General features: G+C 73.9%; 12 protein-coding genes. 8 read left to right on the forward strand and 4 right to left on the reverse strand.

The window, feature by feature from the left end; all coding sequences use genetic code 11:
* The first annotated feature begins 117 nt into the window (after positions 1-117).
* From ACFVU3_RS25985 to ACFVU3_RS26005, 5 genes are all read left to right on the forward strand, one after another.
* A complete protein-coding gene (locus ACFVU3_RS25985) occupies positions 118-564 on the forward strand; it encodes a MarR family winged helix-turn-helix transcriptional regulator (protein ID WP_390069994.1) in 447 nt (148 codons plus the stop codon).
* A 34-nt stretch (positions 565-598) separates the two neighbouring features.
* Positions 599-3,523 (forward strand): FAD-binding and (Fe-S)-binding domain-containing protein, encoded by a 2,925-nt coding sequence (locus ACFVU3_RS25990; RefSeq protein WP_390069785.1) that lies wholly within the window; start codon positions 599-601, stop codon positions 3,521-3,523.
* Between the two features lie 124 nt (positions 3,524-3,647).
* Positions 3,648-5,645, forward strand: coding sequence for an ABC transporter ATP-binding protein (locus ACFVU3_RS25995; protein ID WP_390069787.1), 1,998 nt, complete (start codon positions 3,648-3,650; stop codon positions 5,643-5,645).
* A 211-nt stretch (positions 5,646-5,856) separates the two neighbouring features.
* Complete coding sequence (locus ACFVU3_RS26000) at positions 5,857-7,692, forward strand: ABC transporter transmembrane domain-containing protein (protein ID WP_390069789.1); 1,836 nt, start codon at positions 5,857-5,859, stop codon at positions 7,690-7,692.
* Entirely contained in the window at positions 7,689-9,470 is a 1,782-nt protein-coding gene (locus ACFVU3_RS26005; RefSeq protein ID WP_390069791.1) for an ABC transporter ATP-binding protein, read from the forward strand. Before ACFVU3_RS26000 ends, ACFVU3_RS26005 begins: the two co-directional genes overlap by 4 nt.
* Positions 9,471-9,548: 78 nt before the next feature.
* Here the strand turns inward: ACFVU3_RS26005 and ACFVU3_RS26010 are convergent, their stop codons facing one another.
* Together ACFVU3_RS26010 and ACFVU3_RS26015 are read right to left on the reverse strand one after the other, a co-directional pair.
* Positions 9,549-10,253, reverse strand: a complete 705-nt coding sequence (locus ACFVU3_RS26010; protein WP_390069995.1) for a S1 family peptidase — start codon at positions 10,251-10,253, stop codon at positions 9,549-9,551.
* A gap of 229 nt (positions 10,254-10,482) precedes the next feature.
* Positions 10,483-11,274, reverse strand: a complete 792-nt coding sequence (locus ACFVU3_RS26015; RefSeq protein ID WP_390069793.1) for a metal-dependent hydrolase — start codon at positions 11,272-11,274, stop codon at positions 10,483-10,485.
* A gap of 132 nt (positions 11,275-11,406) precedes the next feature.
* Between ACFVU3_RS26015 and ACFVU3_RS26020 the strand changes: the two genes are divergently transcribed.
* Together ACFVU3_RS26020 and ACFVU3_RS26025 are read left to right on the forward strand one after the other, a co-directional pair.
* Entirely contained in the window at positions 11,407-13,920 is a 2,514-nt protein-coding gene (locus ACFVU3_RS26020; RefSeq protein WP_390069795.1) for a DEAD/DEAH box helicase, read from the forward strand.
* 37 nt (positions 13,921-13,957) lie between these two features.
* Entirely contained in the window at positions 13,958-14,824 is an 867-nt protein-coding gene (locus ACFVU3_RS26025) for an acyl-CoA thioesterase (RefSeq protein ID WP_390069797.1), read from the forward strand.
* 13 nt (positions 14,825-14,837) lie between these two features.
* Here ACFVU3_RS26025 and ACFVU3_RS26030 read toward each other — a convergent pair whose 3' ends face one another.
* Together ACFVU3_RS26030 and ACFVU3_RS26035 are read right to left on the reverse strand one after the other, a co-directional pair.
* The gene (locus tag ACFVU3_RS26030; RefSeq protein WP_390069798.1) at positions 14,838-15,908 is read right to left on the reverse strand and encodes an RNA ligase (ATP); all 1,071 of its coding nucleotides are present in this window, start codon (positions 15,906-15,908) and stop codon (positions 14,838-14,840) included.
* 100 nt (positions 15,909-16,008) lie between these two features.
* On the reverse strand, positions 16,009-16,239 hold the full coding sequence (locus tag ACFVU3_RS26035) for a DUF6011 domain-containing protein (RefSeq protein ID WP_390069800.1): 231 nt from the start codon (positions 16,237-16,239) through the stop codon (positions 16,009-16,011).
* 37 nt (positions 16,240-16,276) lie between these two features.
* Here ACFVU3_RS26035 and ACFVU3_RS26040 point away from each other — a divergent pair, with 37 nt between their 5' ends.
* The gene (locus tag ACFVU3_RS26040) at positions 16,277-16,759 is read left to right on the forward strand and encodes a glutathione peroxidase (RefSeq protein WP_390069801.1); all 483 of its coding nucleotides are present in this window, start codon (positions 16,277-16,279) and stop codon (positions 16,757-16,759) included.
* Positions 16,760-16,940: the final 181 nt, after the last annotated feature.

The following is a 16,940-nucleotide window of genomic DNA, read 5'->3' on the forward strand; positions in this document are numbered from 1 at the left end:
GAGGGGATGCGACGTCAGGGTGCGCACACGTGGGGCGCACATCGGACTGTAGCTCACTCTTACCTATGTTCACAATGAACAAGGTCCTGATAATGTTCCCCCATGAACACCCCCGCCGTGAGCGCCCCCGACCCCGACGGGCTCCTCGCCGAGCAGCTGCTCCGGCTCACCCGCCGGCTCCACCGCATCCAGAAGCGCCACCTGGAGCCGGTCGGCATCACCCCGGCCCAGTCCCGGCTGCTGCGCCTGGTCGCCCACTTCGGCGACGCCCCGCCCCGGATGGCCGACCTCGCCGCCCGCCTGGAGGTCGTCCCCCGCGCCGTGACCAGCCTCGTCGACGGCCTGGAGGCGGCCGGACGGGTGCGTCGGGTGCCCGATCCGGCCAACCGGCGGGTGATCCGGATCGAGCTCACCGACGAGGGGCGCGCCACGCTGCGGGAGCTGCGAAGCGCGCGCCGGGCCGCCGCAGAGGACATCCTGGCTCCATTGACCGTCGAACAGCGCGAGGTGCTCGGAGGTCTGCTGACCGCCCTGGCCGGGCCCGTCCCGGAGAGCGGCTGCTGACGCCGCCGGCGCCCGCGCCGAGGGGAGCCGTGCCATGCCGCTGCTGGAACCGAACCCGCAGGCCCTCAGCCCGGGCCGGAAGCGGACCCCGGCTCCCGACCGGGTCGCGGACCTCCAGGCGCGGGGCACCCCGCGGCGGCTGCGCGAGGATCTGGCGGCCCTGCTCGGGCCGGAGAAGGTCCTCTCGGGCGTCTCCGACCTGGTGCGGTACGCCTCCGACGCCAGCCCCTACCGGTTCCTGCCGCAGGTGGTCGTCGTCGCGGAGGACGTCGACGACATCTCGGCCGTGCTGTCGTACGCGCACGGAAAGGGCCGCGAGGTGGTCTTCCGGGCCGCCGGGACCAGCCTCAACGGCCAGGCGCAGGGCGAGGACATCCTCGTCGACGTCCGCCGCCACTGGGTGGGCGTGGAGGTCCTGGACGGCGGCGCCCGGGCCCGGATCCGCCCCGGCACCACCGTCGTCCGGGCCAACGCGGCGCTCGCCCCCCACGGCCGGGTCCTCGGCCCCGACCCGGCCAGCGCGGTCGCCTGCACCATCGGCGGGGTCGTCGCCAACAACGCCTCGGGCATGACCGCCGGCACCACCCGGAACTCGTACCGGACGGTCTCCTCGCTCACCTTCGTCCTCCCGAGCGGCACGGTCGTCGACACCGCCGACCCGGCCGCCGACGAGGAGCTGGCCCGCGCCGAGCCCCGCCTCTGCGCGGGACTGCTCGCGATCAAGGCCGAGATCGAGGCCGACACGGAGCTCACGGCCCGGATCCGGGCCAAGTACGAGATCAAGAACACCAACGGCTACCGGCTCGACGCCTTCCTCGACGGCGCCACCCCGGTGCAGATCCTGCGCGGTCTCATGGTCGGCTCCGAGGGCACCCTCGGCTTCCTCTCCGAGGTCGTCTTCGACACCCTCCCGCTCGACCGGCTGGTCTCCACCGCCCTGCTCTTCTTCCCCACCCTGCCCGCCGCCGCGGCGGCCGTGCCCCGATTCAACGAGGCCGGGGCGCTCGCCGTCGAGCTGATGGACGGCAACACCCTGCGGGCCTCGGTGCGCGTGCCCGGCGTCCCGGCCGACTGGGCGGAGCTGCCCAGGGACACCACGGCGCTGCTCGTCGAGTTCCGGGCACCGGACGAGCCGGCCCTGGCCGCGTACGAGCGGGCCGCGGGAGAGGTGCTCGCCGGACTCGACCTGGTCGCCCCGGTGCCCTCCGCCGTCAACGCCTTCACCCGCGACCCGGCCGTCATCGGCGGCTACTGGAGGGCCCGCAAGGCGTTCGTGACGGCCGTCGGCGGCTCCCGCCCCTCCGGCACGACCCTGATCACCGAGGACTTCGCGGTGCCCCCGTCCCGGCTCGCCGAGGCGTGCGCGGAACTCCTCGACCTCCAGGGCCGGCACGGCTTCGACGCGGCCGTCGCCGGCCACGCCGCCCACGGCAACCTGCACTTCCTCCTCGCCTTCGACGCCGCGGACCCCGCCGACGTCGAGCGGTACGCCTCCTTCATGGACGACTTCTGCAAGCTCACCGTCGAACGCTTCGACGGCTCCCTGAAGGCCGAGCACGCCACCGGCCGCAACATCGCCCCCTTCCTGGAACTGGAATGGGGCCCCCGGGCGACCGCGCTCATGTGGCGGACCAAGGAACTCGTCGACCCGGACGGGGTCCTGGCCCCCCGCGTCGTCCTCGACCGGGACCCCCAGGCCCATCTGCGCGGCCTGAAGACCATCCCGTCCGTGGAACGGATCGCCGACCCCTGCATCGAGTGCGGCTTCTGCGAACCGACCTGCCCCAGCCACGACCTGACGACCACCCCCCGCCAGCGGATCGTGCTGCGCCGGGAGATGCTCCGGCAGGCCGACGGCTCCCCCGTCGAGCAGCGGCTCCTGGAGGCGTACGGCTACGACGCCGTCGACACCTGCGCCGGCGACTCCACCTGCAAGCTGGCCTGCCCCGTCGGCATCGACACCGGCGCGCTGATGAAGGAGTTCCGGCACGAGCGGCACTCCCCGCGCGAGGAGCGGATCGCCGCCCTGGCAGCCCGGCACTTCCGTGCCGTGGAGGTGTCCGCCCGGCTCGCCGTGGGCGCCGCCGGACGGATGGGCGACGGCTTCCTGGAGCGGGTGACCGGCCTCGCCCGCAAGGCCGTCCGGCCCGACCTCGTCCCGGAGTGGCTGCCCGAGATCCCCGGCGCCGCCCGGCACCGGCTGCCCCGCACCCACCGCCCGGCGGCCACCGCCGTCTACTACCCGGCCTGCGTCAACCGCATCTTCGGCAACGCCGAAGGAACTCCGGGTCCCTCCCTGCCCGAGGCCGTCGTCGCCGTCTCCGCCCGGGCCGGCCGGCCCGTGTGGATCCCCGACGACGTGGCCGGCACGTGCTGCGCCACCATCTGGCACTCCAAGGGGTACGCGGCGGGCAACGAGGTGATGGCCAACCGGATCGTCGAGGCCGCCTGGGGCTGGACCGCCGGCGGCCGCCTCCCGCTCGTCGTGGACGCCTCCTCGTGCACCCTCGGCATCGCCCACGAGGTCGTGGAGTACCTCACCGACGACAACCGCGCGCTGCACGCCGAACTCACCGTGGTGGACTCCCTGGTGTGGGCCGCCGACGAACTCCTCCCCCGGCTGGAGGCCCGCCGACGGCTGGAGTCGGCGGTGGTGCACCCCACCTGCTCGATGCGGCACCTCGGGGACGCGGAGAAGCTCACCGAGGTCGCGGAGTTCTGCGCCGACGAGGTCGTCGTACCGGTCGACGCCGGCTGCTGCGCCTTCGCGGGCGACCGGGGCATGCTCCACCCCGAACTGACGGCCTCGGCCACCGCCCGCGAGGCCGCCGAGGTCACCGCCCGTCCCTTCGACGCGTACCTCTCCGCCAACCGGATGTGCGAGATCGGCATGGACCGCGCCACCGGCCGCCGCTACGCCTCCGCCCTCCTCGCTCTGGAGCGTGCCACCCGCCCATGAGCCCGGAGCCTGTCCGGAAACGGCTCCCCCCGGCGGGTGAACCACCCGCCGGGGGGTGCGCCGCGGACGAAACCGGGTAACTCCTCCCCTTCCGTGTCGTCACCCGGACGGGGGAACCACCACCGTGACCGCAGAGCAGACCGCAGCAACCCCGGCGCCGGACCCGGACCCGCAGGGGGATCCGGCCCCGGACCGGCACCGGAATCCGGACCCAAGCGCCCCGGAGGACCGGAACCGGGAACGGCCCGCCGAGGAGTACCGCTTCCAGCCCGGCAAGCTCACCGCCCTGGAGGGCAGACCCACCTCGCCGTGGGTGATGGCCCGCCGGCTGCCGCAGCTCGTCCGCAGAGGGCTCGCGCTCGGCTGGCGGGTGGACCGCAGGGCCGTCACCGTGCTCCTCTCCTGCCAGGCCGTCTCCGCCGCCCTGGAGGCCACCGGCCTCGTCGCCACCGGCGCCACCCTCACCTCGCTCGTCGCCCCCGGCGACATCCGGGACCGGCTCGTCGAGGCGCTGCCGTCGATCGCGCTGATCGCCGCCGCCGTGGGCCTCAGGGCCGTCCTCGGCATCGTGATCTCCGACGTCTCCTCGCGCCTCTCGCCGCGGATCTCCCGCGAGGCCGAGCTGGAGATGCTGCACGCGGCGGCGAACGCCGAGCTCACCGCGTACGACCACCCCGGCTTCAACGACAAGTGGGACCACGCCGACCGGGGCGCCGACGTCGCCAAGGACCTCATCACCGAGTCGCAGATGCTGATGTCCTGCCTCGCCTCGATCGTCGCCGCCGCCGGCGTCGTCGCCGTCCTCCACCCCGTGCTGCTGCCGCTGCTCGTGCTCGCCGTGCTCCCCCAGGCGCTGGCCCGGATGAAGGGCGCGCACCTCCAGTGGGAGAGCAGCCGGGCCGTCTCCGCCGAGCGGCGCACCCTCGGCCATCTGCGCTGGTACATCGCCGACCGGCAGATCGCCGACCAGCTCCGCTCCGGTACCATGTTCGGCTTCCTCCTCGGCCGCTACCGCGAGATCGGCGCCCGCGTGGACGCCGTCACCGACCGGTCCATCCACCGCGGCTCGCGCTGGGCGATGGCCGGCTCGGTCGCCGGCGGCGCCGCCTCGGCCGTGATGTGGGGCGCGCTGGTGCTGCTGCTCGCCTCCGGGCGGATGACGCTCGCGTCGGCCGGCACCGCGGTCTTCGCGCTCCAGACGGTCGGCAACAACCTGTACGGGATCGTCGGCTACGGCACCCGGATCTTCCGCACCGGGCTGTACGTGGACGACTGGGCCGACTTCATCGCGGAGGCGGGCGGCCACCGCCTGGACCGGGGCACGATCGTCCCCGGCCCGCCGAAGAGCGTCCGCGCCGAACGGCTCTGCTACACGTACCCGGACGCCGACCGGGCCGCGCTCACCGACGTCACGCTGGAGGTGCGGGCCGGCGAGATCGTCGCCCTGGTCGGCGAGAACGGCTCCGGCAAGACGACCCTCTCCCGGCTGCTCACCGGCCTGTACCTGCCGAGCGAGGGCACCGTGACCTGGGACGCGCGGGACGTCCGGGAGCTCGACGCGTACGCGATGTGGCGGCACACGGCGGTCGTCCCGCAGGTCTTCGCGCACTGGCCGCTCTCCGCCGAGGAGAACGTGACGCTGGGCCAGCCGCGCGGCGGGAGCGGGGCGCTGCTGCGGGCCGCCGAGCGGTCCGGCGCGGGCGAGGTCGTGGACGGGCTGCGCAGCGGCTGGGGGACGCTGCTGGCACGGGAGTGGTTCGGCGGGGTCGAGCTGTCCGGCGGCCAGTGGCAGCGGATCGCGATCGCGCGGGCGTTCTACCGGCCCGGGGTGCTCGTCCTCGACGAGCCGACGAGCGCCCTCGACGCCCGGGCCGAGCACCGCATCTTCGCCGGACTGCGGGAGGTCGCCGAGGGGCGGCCCGTCGTGCTCGTCACGCACCGGCTGGCCAACGTGGCGGTCGCCGACCGGATCGTCGTCCTCGGGCACGGGCGGATCGTGCAGGAGGGCACCTACGCCGAACTCTCGGGCGCGCCGGGACTCTTCCGGGAGCTCCTGGAGCTCCAGAACGACCGGGGCGTCCCCGGACCGCGGCAGCCGGAGGAGTCCGCGGGGCAGGGGTGACGGGCGGGTCCCACGGGGGCCCGGACGGCCGGATCCGTACCGTCCGCGCCGGAAAATCCGTTGCCGAGGGCCCGCGCGGAGGGCGAACCTGGCACAGATCCCGCACCCCGGGATCCGCACCCACGGGGTCCTTCGAAGGGCCCCGGCCGACGCACGCCCGCGTGCGCCCGGCCCACCTCCCCGTCCGCCCCCGAGCACCCCTGGGGACGTCATGCAGATCCATCAACTCCCTTACGCCGACCCGGGGGTGCCCGACGTCCGGTCGGGGACCCGGTTCCTGATCTGGCTCGGACGCATGCAGCTCGGCGGGCAGGTGCGGTCGCTGCTGTGGGGGCTGCTGCTCCAGCTGTCCATCGCCGGTCTGCCGATCGGCGTCGGCCTCGCCGTGCAGGCCGTCGTCGACCGTGACGGCGGCGGGCTCGCGCTCGGCTGCGGGGTGGTCGTGGCGCTCGGCGCCGGCATCGCCGTCGGCGACACGATGCTGCACCGCACGGCCGTCACCAACTGGATCACCGCCGCCGCGCGGGTCCAGCAGCTGCTCGCCCGCAGGACCGCCGAGCTCGGCTCGCTGCTGACGCGGCGGGTCGCGGCGGGCGAGGTGGTCGCCGTGTCCACGGGCGACGTCGAGAAGATCGGCTGGTTCGTGGAGGCGTTCTCCCGCTTCGCCGCCGCCGTCCTCACCCTGCTGGCCGTCTGCGTCGGGCTCGTCGTCTACGAACCGGCGCTCGGCGCCGTCGTCGCGATCGGCGTCCCGGCGCTCGCCCTGGCCGCGCTGCCGCTGCTGCCCCGCGCGACCCGCCGGGCGGACGAGCAGCGCGAGAAGGCCGGCAAGGCCACCGAACTCGCCTCCGACACGGTCGCCGGGCTGCGCGTGCTGCGCGGCATCGGCGGCGAGGAGCTGTTCCTCGGCCGGTACCGGGCCGCCTCCCAGGAGGTCCGCCGGGCGGCCGTGCGCAGCGCCCGCATGTGGGCGCTGATCGCCGCCGTGCAGGTGCTGCTGCCGGGCCTGCTGCTCATCGCCGTGGTGGTGTACGGGGCGGGCCTGGCGCTCGATGGCCGGATCACGGTCGGCGCGCTGGTCACGGTCTACGGCGCGGTGGCGCTCACCCACCATCCGCTGCGGAACGTGGAGGAGATCGCCATGGCGTACGCCTTCTCCCGGCCCTCGGCGAAGCGCGCGGCGCGGGTCCTGGCCCTCCGCCGGGTCACCGAGCCCGCCGGCCACGGGCCGGACGGCCGGGAGCGGAAGGCGTCGGGCGACCTGTACGACCCGGTGACCGGGCTCATCGCCCCCGCCGGGATCCTCACCGCCGTGGTGTGCGGGGACCCGGACGCGGCCGGGCGGCTCGCCGACCGGCTCGGCGGGCACCCGGCCGAGCCGGGCGACGACCACGTCTCCGTCCGGCTGGGCGGGGTCCCGCTCGACGAGCTGCCGCTGGACGCCGCCCGGACGGCCGTCCTCGTCCAGGACAAGGAGCCGGTGCTGCTGTCGGGCACCCTCCACGACCTGCTCGACGTGCCCTCCTCCGGCTCCGTCCGGCCGGAGGACGCCCTCGCCGCCGCCCAGTGCGACGACGTGCTGGACGCGCTCGCGCAGGCGTCGGTGGACACCGACGGCGATCCGATGCGGACCCGGATCACCGAGCGGGGCCGCTCGCTCTCCGGCGGGCAGCGCCAGCGCCTCGCGCTCGCCCGCTCGCTGGTGACCGGCCCCGAGGTGCTCGTCCTCGACGAGCCGACCTCGGCGGTCGACTCGCACACCGAGGCCCGGGTCGCGGCCGGCGTCCGCAAGCTGCGCTCCGGCGCGACCACCGTGGTGCTGGCCTCGTCGCCGCTGCTCCTGGACCTGGCGGACCGGGTGGTCCTGGTCCACGAGGGCAGGGCCGTCGCGCACGGCACCCACCGCTCGCTCCTCGCGGACGAGCCGCTCTACCGGGCGGTCGTCACCCGGGAGACGGACGACGAACACGCCGCGGCGCCGGCCGGACCCCCCGAGGGTCCCCGGGCGGCCCGCCGGCTCGAAGCACTGGAAGGGGAAACCGCATGATCGGCCTGGCGCCGCCCGCGTACGACCCGGCGGCCCCCACGACCGCCACCACCCTGCCGGTCGCCGCCGGCACGACCGTCCGGGCCTACACCGGCGGCCTGCTGCGCCGGCACCGCAGGGCGTTCGCCCTGCTCATCGGCGTGAACGCGGTCGCCGTGACCGCGTCCATGGCGGGGCCGTACGTCCTCGGCCAGGTGGTGGACCGGCTCGCCGAGGGCGCCCGGGATCTCCCTCTGGGAAACGCGGTCGCGGTCTTCGCCGTCGCGCTGGTGGTGCAGACGGTCTTCGTGCGGCTGGTCCGGCTGCGCGGCGCGATGCTCGGCGAGGAGATGCTCGCCGACCTGCGCGAGGACTTCCTGGTCCGCGCGGTCGGCCTCCCGCCGGGCGTGCTGGAGCGGGCGGGCACCGGTGACCTGCTCTCCCGCATCACCACCGACGTGGACCGGCTGGCCAACGCGATGCGGGAGGCCGTGCCGCAGCTGGTCATCGGCGTGGTGTGGGCGGGGCTGCTGATCGGCGGGCTCGCCCTCACGGCGCCGCCGCTCGCCCTGGCGGTGGTGGTCGCCGCGCCGCTGCTGATCGCCGGCTGCCGCTGGTACTTCCGGCGGGCGCCCTCGGCCTACCGCTCGGAGGCGGCGGGGTACGCGGCGGTCGCCGCCGCGCTCGCCGAGACCGTCGACGCGGGCCGCACCGTCGAGGCCCACCGCCTCGGCGCGCGCCGGGTCGCGCTCTCGGACCGGCGGATCCAGGAGTGGACGCGATGGGAGCGGTACACCCTCTTCCTGCGGTCGGTGCTCTTCCCGGTGGTCAACCTGACGCACATCACGGTGCTGTGCGGCGTCCTCGCCATCGGCGGGTTCTGCGTCTTCCGGGGCTGGATGGACGTCGGGCAGCTGACGACCGGCGCGCTGCTCGCGCAGATGCTGGTGGACCCGATCGGGATCGTGCTGCGCTGGTACGACGAGCTCCAGGTGGCGCAGGTGTCGCTGGCCCGGCTGGTGGGCGTGCGGGACATCGAGCCGGAGCCCGGCGACGGGTCGGTGCGGCCCGACGGGCGCGCGGTCGAGGCGGCCGGGGTGCGCTTCGGGTACCGGGAGGGCGTGGACGTGCTGCACGGCGTGTCCCTCGCGGTGGCCCCGGGCACGCGGCTCGCGCTCGTCGGCCCTTCCGGCGCGGGCAAGTCGACGCTGGGCCGGCTCCTCGCGGGCATCTACGGGCCGCGCGCCGGTGCGGTCACGCTCGGCGGCGCCGAGCTGGCGCGGATGCCGGCCGAGCGGGTCCGCGAGCACGTGGCGCTGGTCAACCAGGAGCATCACGTCTTCGTCGGCACGCTCCGCGACAACCTGCTGCTCGCCCGCCCGGAGGCCGGTGACCCGGAGCTGTGGACGGCGCTGGCGGCGGTGGACGCGGAGGACTGGGCGCGGGGGCTCGACGCGGGCCTGGACACGGAGGTCGGTTCGGGCGGCCGGGCGCTGACCCCGGCGCAGGCGCAGCAGATCGCGCTGGCCCGGCTGGTGCTGGCCGACCCGCACACGCTGGTCCTGGACGAGGCGACCTCGCTGCTCGACCCGCGCGCCGCCCGGCATCTGGAGCGCTCGCTCGGGCGGGTGCTGGACGGGCGGACGGTCGTGGCGATCGCGCACCGGCTGCACACGGCCCACGACGCCGATCTGATCGCGGTGGTGGAGAACGGCCGGATCAGCGAGCTGGGCAGCCACCACGACCTGGTCGCGGCGGACGGCGCGTACGCGGCGTTGTGGCGCTCCTGGCACGGCTGAGCCCGGCCCCCCGGCCCGGGGGCGACGACCGTGACCCGCGCCCGGGCAGGGCGCGGGTCACGGTCGCGGGGCGGCGGGTCAGACGCCCGCGACCGACTGGATCCAGGAACGGTAGGCCGTCACGTTGGTGTACGCGGTGGTCGTCTGGCGGTCGCTGGTGGAGGCGACCCCGACCTGGACGCCGTTCGCCATCATCGGGCCGCCGGAGTCGCCGCCGGCGGTGATGCCGTCGCCGCGCCGGGCGCAGATCGCCGAGCCGTTGTACGCGTCGCGGCAGCCCCCGGTCACCGTCACGTTGGCGACCTTCAGGTAGCGGGACTGACAGGTGGCCTCGGAGCCGCACTGGGAGGTGGCGCCCCAGCCGTAGACCTGGACGTTCTGTCCGACGCTCACGGAACCGGGCTGGCCGAGCCGGGCGTAGGTCGCCGTCACGGAGCGGTCCAGGCGGACCAGCGCGAGGTCCGAGCTGTGGGTGTAGGTCTGGACGCCGTTGGCGACGGTCCCGCCGCTGTGCTGGTCCAGGCTGCCGATCCGGAAGGACAGTCCGCCCCCGGTGACGCAGTGCTTGGCCGTCAGGATCCAGGTGGGGGCGATGATCGTCGCGGAGCAGGTCTCCCTGCCGTTGGAGAGGAGCCGGGCCGCCCAGGGGCCGCTCTGGGCGTAGCCGCCGCCGATGATCGGCTGGACGGCCGCGGCGTCGGCGCGGGCGGGCGGCTCCGCCGCCGCGGCGGCGGGCGCGAAGAGGGCGAGCACGGAGAGCGCGGCGGCGGCCGACGCCCATATGCGGTGCGTACGCAAGGTTCCTCGTCTCCGACGGCACACGGAGGCGCCGCCTGTGGGGGGAGTGGGTGGAACCAGGGTCGTCACGCGCCGGACCTCCGGGTAATCCCGTTCGTCCATAACACCGCGTTATCCCCGGGGACCGGGGTCGCGGAGGGGAGCGCGGGACGCCCCGCCGCCGGGCCGGCGCCCAGGTCGCGGCGCGGGGCGCGGCGCGGCGCGGGGCGCGGCGCTAGAAGAAGCCGAGGGCCGAGGCTCCGCCGACTCCGCCGAGGACCATGAAGGCCGGCATGAGGACCTTCAGCTCGACCCAGCTGCCGGCCCGGAAGCGCATGCCCTTGGGCGGGCCGATCGGGTACCAGCGCTTGCGGCCGACGGGGATCGGCCAGAGGATCGGGCAGCCGGAGACGGTGAGGGCGTCGCCGATGTCGTGGACGAGGGCGCCGAGGACGATCGGCAGGCCCAGCCACAGGTACTCCTGGCCGGGGCCGGTGAAGAGCCAGTCCGAGCCGTTGCCCGGCTGGTCGAGGACGCCGGCGAGGATCCAGGCGCTGGTCGCGCCGAGCAGCCAGACCAGGACGTCGCTGGACATCCGGGCGGCCCGCCACAGCAGGCCCTCGACGGCGAGGACGAGGTGGACGAAGAGGATCGCGAGGACCGCCCAGCGGCCGCCGGTGACGGCCGCGACCGAGCAGCCGCCGCCGATGAGGACGGCCCACAGCCAGGTGTGGGTCAGGGTGCGGTGGCCACCGGAGCGGCGCGGGTCCTGGGGGCTGCGGGTCGCCTTGTAGACGGCGTACGACAGCTTGTCGACGATCTCGCAGAGGCCCCGGGAGACGGGGCCGAAGGCGCGCGAGATGGTGGCCGACTTGTGGTCCAGGTCGGGGGCGAGGGCGGCACCCGCGCACAGCAGCGCGCCGACGAGCAGCACCGGCCAGGGCATCGGGTAGTCGAAGGCGGCCGCGGCGGCTCCCACGCCCAGCCAGGCCGCCGCTCCGGACAGCGAGTGCGCCGGTCCCATCATGGTCGGTGTCGCCCCGTTTCTCCCCTGCCGGCGCCGAGTTGACGACCGGTCGACGGAGCAGCCTATCGGGCGTGATCTTCACGTTCGACGGCCGGTTCCCTCATCCGGGCGGAATGCAGGCAAGATGGGGACGTGACCCTTATCGATCAGCTGCCGCCGACCGCCGACCCCGATGCCCTCTTCGAGGCTTTCTCCGCCTGGGCCGAGGAGCGCGGCATCACGCTCTACCCGGCGCAGGAGGAGGCGCTGATCGAGGTGGTCTCCGGGGCGAACGTCATCCTGTCGACCCCGACCGGGTCCGGGAAGTCGCTGGTGGCTGCCGGAGCGCACTTCACGGCGCTCGCCAACGACCAGGTCACCTTCTACACGGCGCCGATCAAGGCGCTGGTGTCGGAGAAGTTCTTCGACCTGTGCAAGATCTTCGGCACGGAGAACGTCGGCATGCTGACCGGCGACGCGTCCGTGAACGCGGACGCGCCCGTCATCTGCTGCACGGCCGAGGTGCTGGCCTCGATCGCGCTGCGCGACGGCAAGGACGCCGACATCGGCCAGGTCGTCATGGACGAGTTCCACTTCTACGCGGAGCAGGACCGGGGGTGGGCCTGGCAGATCCCGCTCCTCGAACTGCCCCAGGCGCAGTTCGTCCTGATGTCGGCGACGCTCGGCGACGTGTCGATGTTCGAGAAGGACCTGACCCGGCGCACGGGCCGGCCGACCTCGGTGGTCCGCTCGGCGACCCGGCCGGTGCCGCTCTCCTACGAGTACCGGCTCACGCCCATCACCGACACCCTGACCGAGCTCCTGGAGACGAAGCAGGCGCCCGTCTACATCGTGCACTTCACGCAGGCGCAGGCCGTCGAGCGGGCGCAGTCGCTGATGAGCATCAACATGTGCACGCGCGAGGAGAAGGACAAGATCGCCGAGCTGATCGGCAACTTCCGCTTCACCACCAAGTTCGGCCAGAACCTCTCGCGGTACGTCCGGCACGGCATCGGCGTGCACCACGCGGGCATGCTGCCGAAGTACCGGCGGCTCGTGGAGAAGCTGGCGCAGGCCGGTCTGCTGAAGGTGATCTGCGGGACGGACACGCTCGGCGTGGGCGTGAACGTGCCGATCCGCACGGTGCTCTTCACCGCCCTGACCAAGTACGACGGCAACCGGGTCCGGACGCTGCGCGCCCGTGAGTTCCACCAGATCGCGGGCCGGGCAGGCCGGGCCGGCTTCGACACCGCCGGCTTCGTCGTGGCACAGGCGCCCGAGCACGTCATCGAGAACGAGAAGGCGCTCGCGAAGGCGGGCGACGACCCGAAGAAGCGCCGCAAGGTGGTCCGCAAGAAGGCCCCCGAGGGCTTCGTCGCCTGGAGCGACACCACCTTCGAGAAGCTTCAGACCGCCGAGCCGGAGCCGCTGACCTCCCGCTTCAAGGTCACCAACATCATGCTGCTGTCGGTGATCGCCCGCCCGGGCAACGCCTTCGAGGCGATGCGCAAGCTCCTGGAGGACAACCACGAGCCGCGCCGCAACCAGCTCAGGCACATCCGGCGGGCCATCGCGATCTACCGCTCGCTGCTCGACGGCGGTGTGGTGGAGCAGCTGGACACCCCGGACGCGGAGGGCCGCACGATCCGGCTGACCGTCGACCTCCAGCAGGACTTCGCGCTGAACCAGCCGCTGTCGACGTTCGCGCTGGCCGCCTTCGACCTGCTGGACCCGGAGTCCCCGTCGTACGCGCTCGACATGGTCTCGGTGGTCGAGTCGACGCTGGACGACCCGCGCCAGATCCTCGCCGCCATGCAGAACAAGGCGCGCGGCGAGGCCGTCGGGCGGATGAAGGCGGACGGCGTCGAGTACGAGGAGCGGATGGAACGGCTCCAGGAGGTCTCGTACCCGAAGCCGCTGGAGGAGCTGCTCTGGCACGCGTACAACGTCTACCGGAAGTCGCACCCGTGGGTCGGCGACCACCCGGTGTCGCCGAAGTCCGTCATCCGCGACATGTACGAACGCGCCATGACCTTCACCGAGTTCACCTCCCACTACGAGCTGGCGCGGACCGAGGGCATCGTGCTGCGCTACCTCGCGAGCGCGTACAAGGCGCTCGACCACACCATCCCGGACGACCTGAAGACGGACGACCTGGAGGACCTGATCGCCTGGCTGGGCGAGATGGTGCGCCAGGTGGACTCCTCGCTGCTCGACGAGTGGGAGCAGCTGGCGAACCCGGAGATCCAGACGGCCGAGGAGGCGCAGGAGAAGGCCGACCAGGTCAAGCCGGTCACGGCGAACGCCCGCGCCTTCCGCGTCCTGGTGCGCAACGCGATGTTCCGCCGGGTGGAGCTGGCGGCGCTCGACAAGGTCGGCGAGCTGGGCGAGATGGACGCCGAGTCCGGCTGGGACGCCGACGCGTGGGGCGAGGCGATGGACGCGTACTGGGACGAGTACGACGACCTCGGCACGGGTCCGGACGCGCGCGGCCCGAAGCTGCTCGCGATCGAGGAGGACGCCGCGCACGGCCTGTGGCGCGTCCGGCAGACCTTCGCCGACCCGAACGGCGACCATGACTGGGGCATCGGCGCGGAGGTCGATCTCGCGGCCTCCGACGAGGAGGGCCGGGCGGTCGTCCGCGTGACGTCGGTCGGACAGCTGTAGCGGACAGGACGCAGAGGACACCCCGAGGAGGACGCTCGTGACCAACCCCGCCGACAGGCTCGTGGACCTGCTCGATCTGGAACGGATCGAGGTGAACATCTTCCGCGGCCGCAGCCCGCAGGAGTCGCTCCAGCGGGTCTTCGGCGGGCAGGTCGCCGGCCAGGCCCTGGTGGCGGCCGGACGGACCGTGGACGAGGGCCGTCCGGTGCACTCGCTGCACGCGTACTTCCTGCGGCCGGGCCGGCCGGGCGTGCCGATCGTCTACCAGGTGGAGCGGGTGCGGGACGGCCGGTCGTTCACGACCCGGCGGGTCACGGCCGTCCAGGAGGGCCGGACGATCTTCAATCTGACGGCCTCCTTCCACCTCCCGGAGGAGGGTGCCTTCGAGCACCAGCTGCCGCCCCGGCACCTGGTGGACCCGGAGAGCCTGCCGAAGCTCGCGGACGAGGTCCGCGACCACCTCGGGGGGCTGCCGGAGTCGATGGAGCGGATGGCGCGGCGGATGCCCTTCGACATCCGGTACGTCGACCGGCTGCGGTGGACCAAGGACGAGGCCAAGGACGCCGACCCGCGCAGCGCGGTGTGGATGCGGGCGGTGGGGCCGCTGGGCGACGACCCGCTGGTGCACACCTGCGCGGTGACGTACGCCTCCGACATGACGCTCCTCGACGCGGTGCGGATCCCCGTCGAGCCGCTGTGGGGACCGCGCGGCTTCGACATGGCGTCGCTGGACCACGCGATGTGGTTCCACCGCCCGTTCCGGGCCGACGAGTGGTTCCTGTACGAGCAGGAGTCCCCGGTCGCGACGGGCGGCCGGGGACTGGCCCGGGGCCGGATCTACGACCGGGAGGGCCGGATGCTCGTCTCGGTGGTCCAGGAGGGCCTGTTCCGCGCCCTGGCCTGACCCCGGGGCCGGGTCACTCGTACTCGGTGCCGCCCTTGCGGGTGAGGTAGGCCGGGCTGACCGCCTTGGCGACGGCCCGGCCGCCCGTGACCGGGCTGTACCGCTCGACGGCCGGCCGGACGACGACGCCCTCCCTGAGGTGGGCGGAGCGCCCGGAGACGGTCTCGGCGCCGCTCGCGTGGGCGAGGACGGTGTCCAGGTCGTACGGGCCCTCGTACAGGCGCGGGACGAGCGGCACCTCGCCCGGCTCCAGGACCCGGGCCGGGTCCAGCCAGCGGACCTGCCCGTCGATCTCGGCGGAGACGTCGAAGAGCGCGTAGCCGATGGCCTCGCGGCGGGCGTCGGCGCCGTAGGCGAGGTCCTGGACGCCGGAGCCGTACACCTCGCCGAAGAAGCCGACGCGGGTGGCCCCGAGGCGGGTGGCGAGCCGCTCGGCGGCCGCGGGCAGGCCGTGGGCGTGGACGGCGCGCCAGTAGAGGTTGCGCGGGTCCTCCCGGAGGGCGAGGCCCTTGGCGCCGAAGCCCTTGGAGGAGACGTGCACCCCGCCGCCGCCGGCGACGTAGGTGAGCAGGCAGGCCGTGCCGTGGATCTTCTCCGTGAGGACGACCTCCTCGCCGGGCTCGAAGACGCCGGGGTAGCGGTGGAGGTTCTCGATGTCCACCCAGGGCAGCAGGGCGGGCGCGGCCTCGACCTCGCCGCTCATGGTCGGCGGGACCGGCGGCACCCATTTGGTGATCCCGAGCGTCTCCGCGAAGTCGGTGCCGTCGGCGGCGGCCCGGTCCAGGTCGACCCCGGCGAGGGTGCCCGGCCGGCAGACGATCCCCTGCGACAGCTCCCCGCGCAGCCGCACCGCCTTCACGCGGTCCGACGCCTTCCCGGCCAGGCGTCCGGTCAGTCCCAGTTCGTCGACGAGCGCGGCGGGCAGCACGGCCTGCTCCGGGATGTAGACGGCGGTGTCGCCGGTCCGGTAGGCGCCCTTGGCGACGACGGCCCGGTAGAGGCCGACCTGGGCCAGTTCGAGGGCGTCGGCGTTCGGATGGGGATGGACGGTGAGGATTTCGGCGGTGACGCGCAGGGTGGACATGGTTCAGGGCTCCGCTCGGTGTGGTCGGCGTTTCTCTCTCATCGCCGGTCACTGTGCCGGGCCGGAAAATCCGTGGCCTCCCCTTTTCCCGCTGGTAGCCTCACGCCTCCCCGGCCGGCGGGTCCAGGCCCGGCAGGGTGTCCTGCTCGACCTCGTGGCGCCGGGTGCGGATGCCGGGGGCCGGCGGGTGGAGCTTGGCGTCGCAGGTGGGGCCGAGGCCGGTGCGGCGGGAGCCGGCGCCGGTGAGGGGGCGGCCGCAGAGGCGGCAGCGGACCGGACGACGCGCCGCCGGGGCGGAATCGACCGCGATTGCCAGCGGTTCTTCACTCATGTTGTCATCACGTCCTAGTCTCGACGAGGAGCTCCCCATGAGTCTGTACGACATTCCGCTGAAGAACCTGGCCGGTGAGCCGGTCTCCCTGGCCGACTACCGCGACCGCGCCCTGCTGGTGGTGAACGTGGCCTCGAAGTGCGGCCTCACCCCGCAGTACGAGGGCCTGGAGCGGCTGCAGAAGGCGTACGGGGAGCGCGGTCTCACCGTCGTCGGCGTGCCCTGCAACCAGTTCCTCGGGCAGGAGCCGGGGTCGGCGGAGGAGATCCGGTCCTTCTGCTCGACGACGTACGGCGTCACCTTCCCCCTCCTGGAGAAGACCGACGTCAACGGCGACGGCCGGCACCCGCTGTACGCGGAGCTGACCCAGGTCGCGGACGCCGACGGCGAGGCCGGTGACGTGCAGTGGAACTTCGAGAAGTTCCTGATCTCCGCCGACGGGACCGTCACCCGCTTCCGTCCGCGCACCGAGCCGGAGGCCGCCGAGGTCGTCGCGGCGATCGAGGCGCTCCTCGCCTGAGCGGCGCGGACCCGCGCGCACGGGCCCCGGGCGGACGGCCCGGGGCCCGTGCGCGCATAGGATAGGATCATCAAGATCAGATCGTGACGACCGTAGGAGGTGGGTTCCATCCGCACGACGCAGGCAGGATGCTCCCCCTCGGCGGCCGTACCAGCGGCTCGGTCGTAGCGGCCGCGGGAGC

It is taken from the genome of Streptomyces sp. NPDC058052, from assembly GCF_042885515.1.
GTDB lineage: Bacteria > Actinomycetota > Actinomycetes > Streptomycetales > Streptomycetaceae > Streptomyces.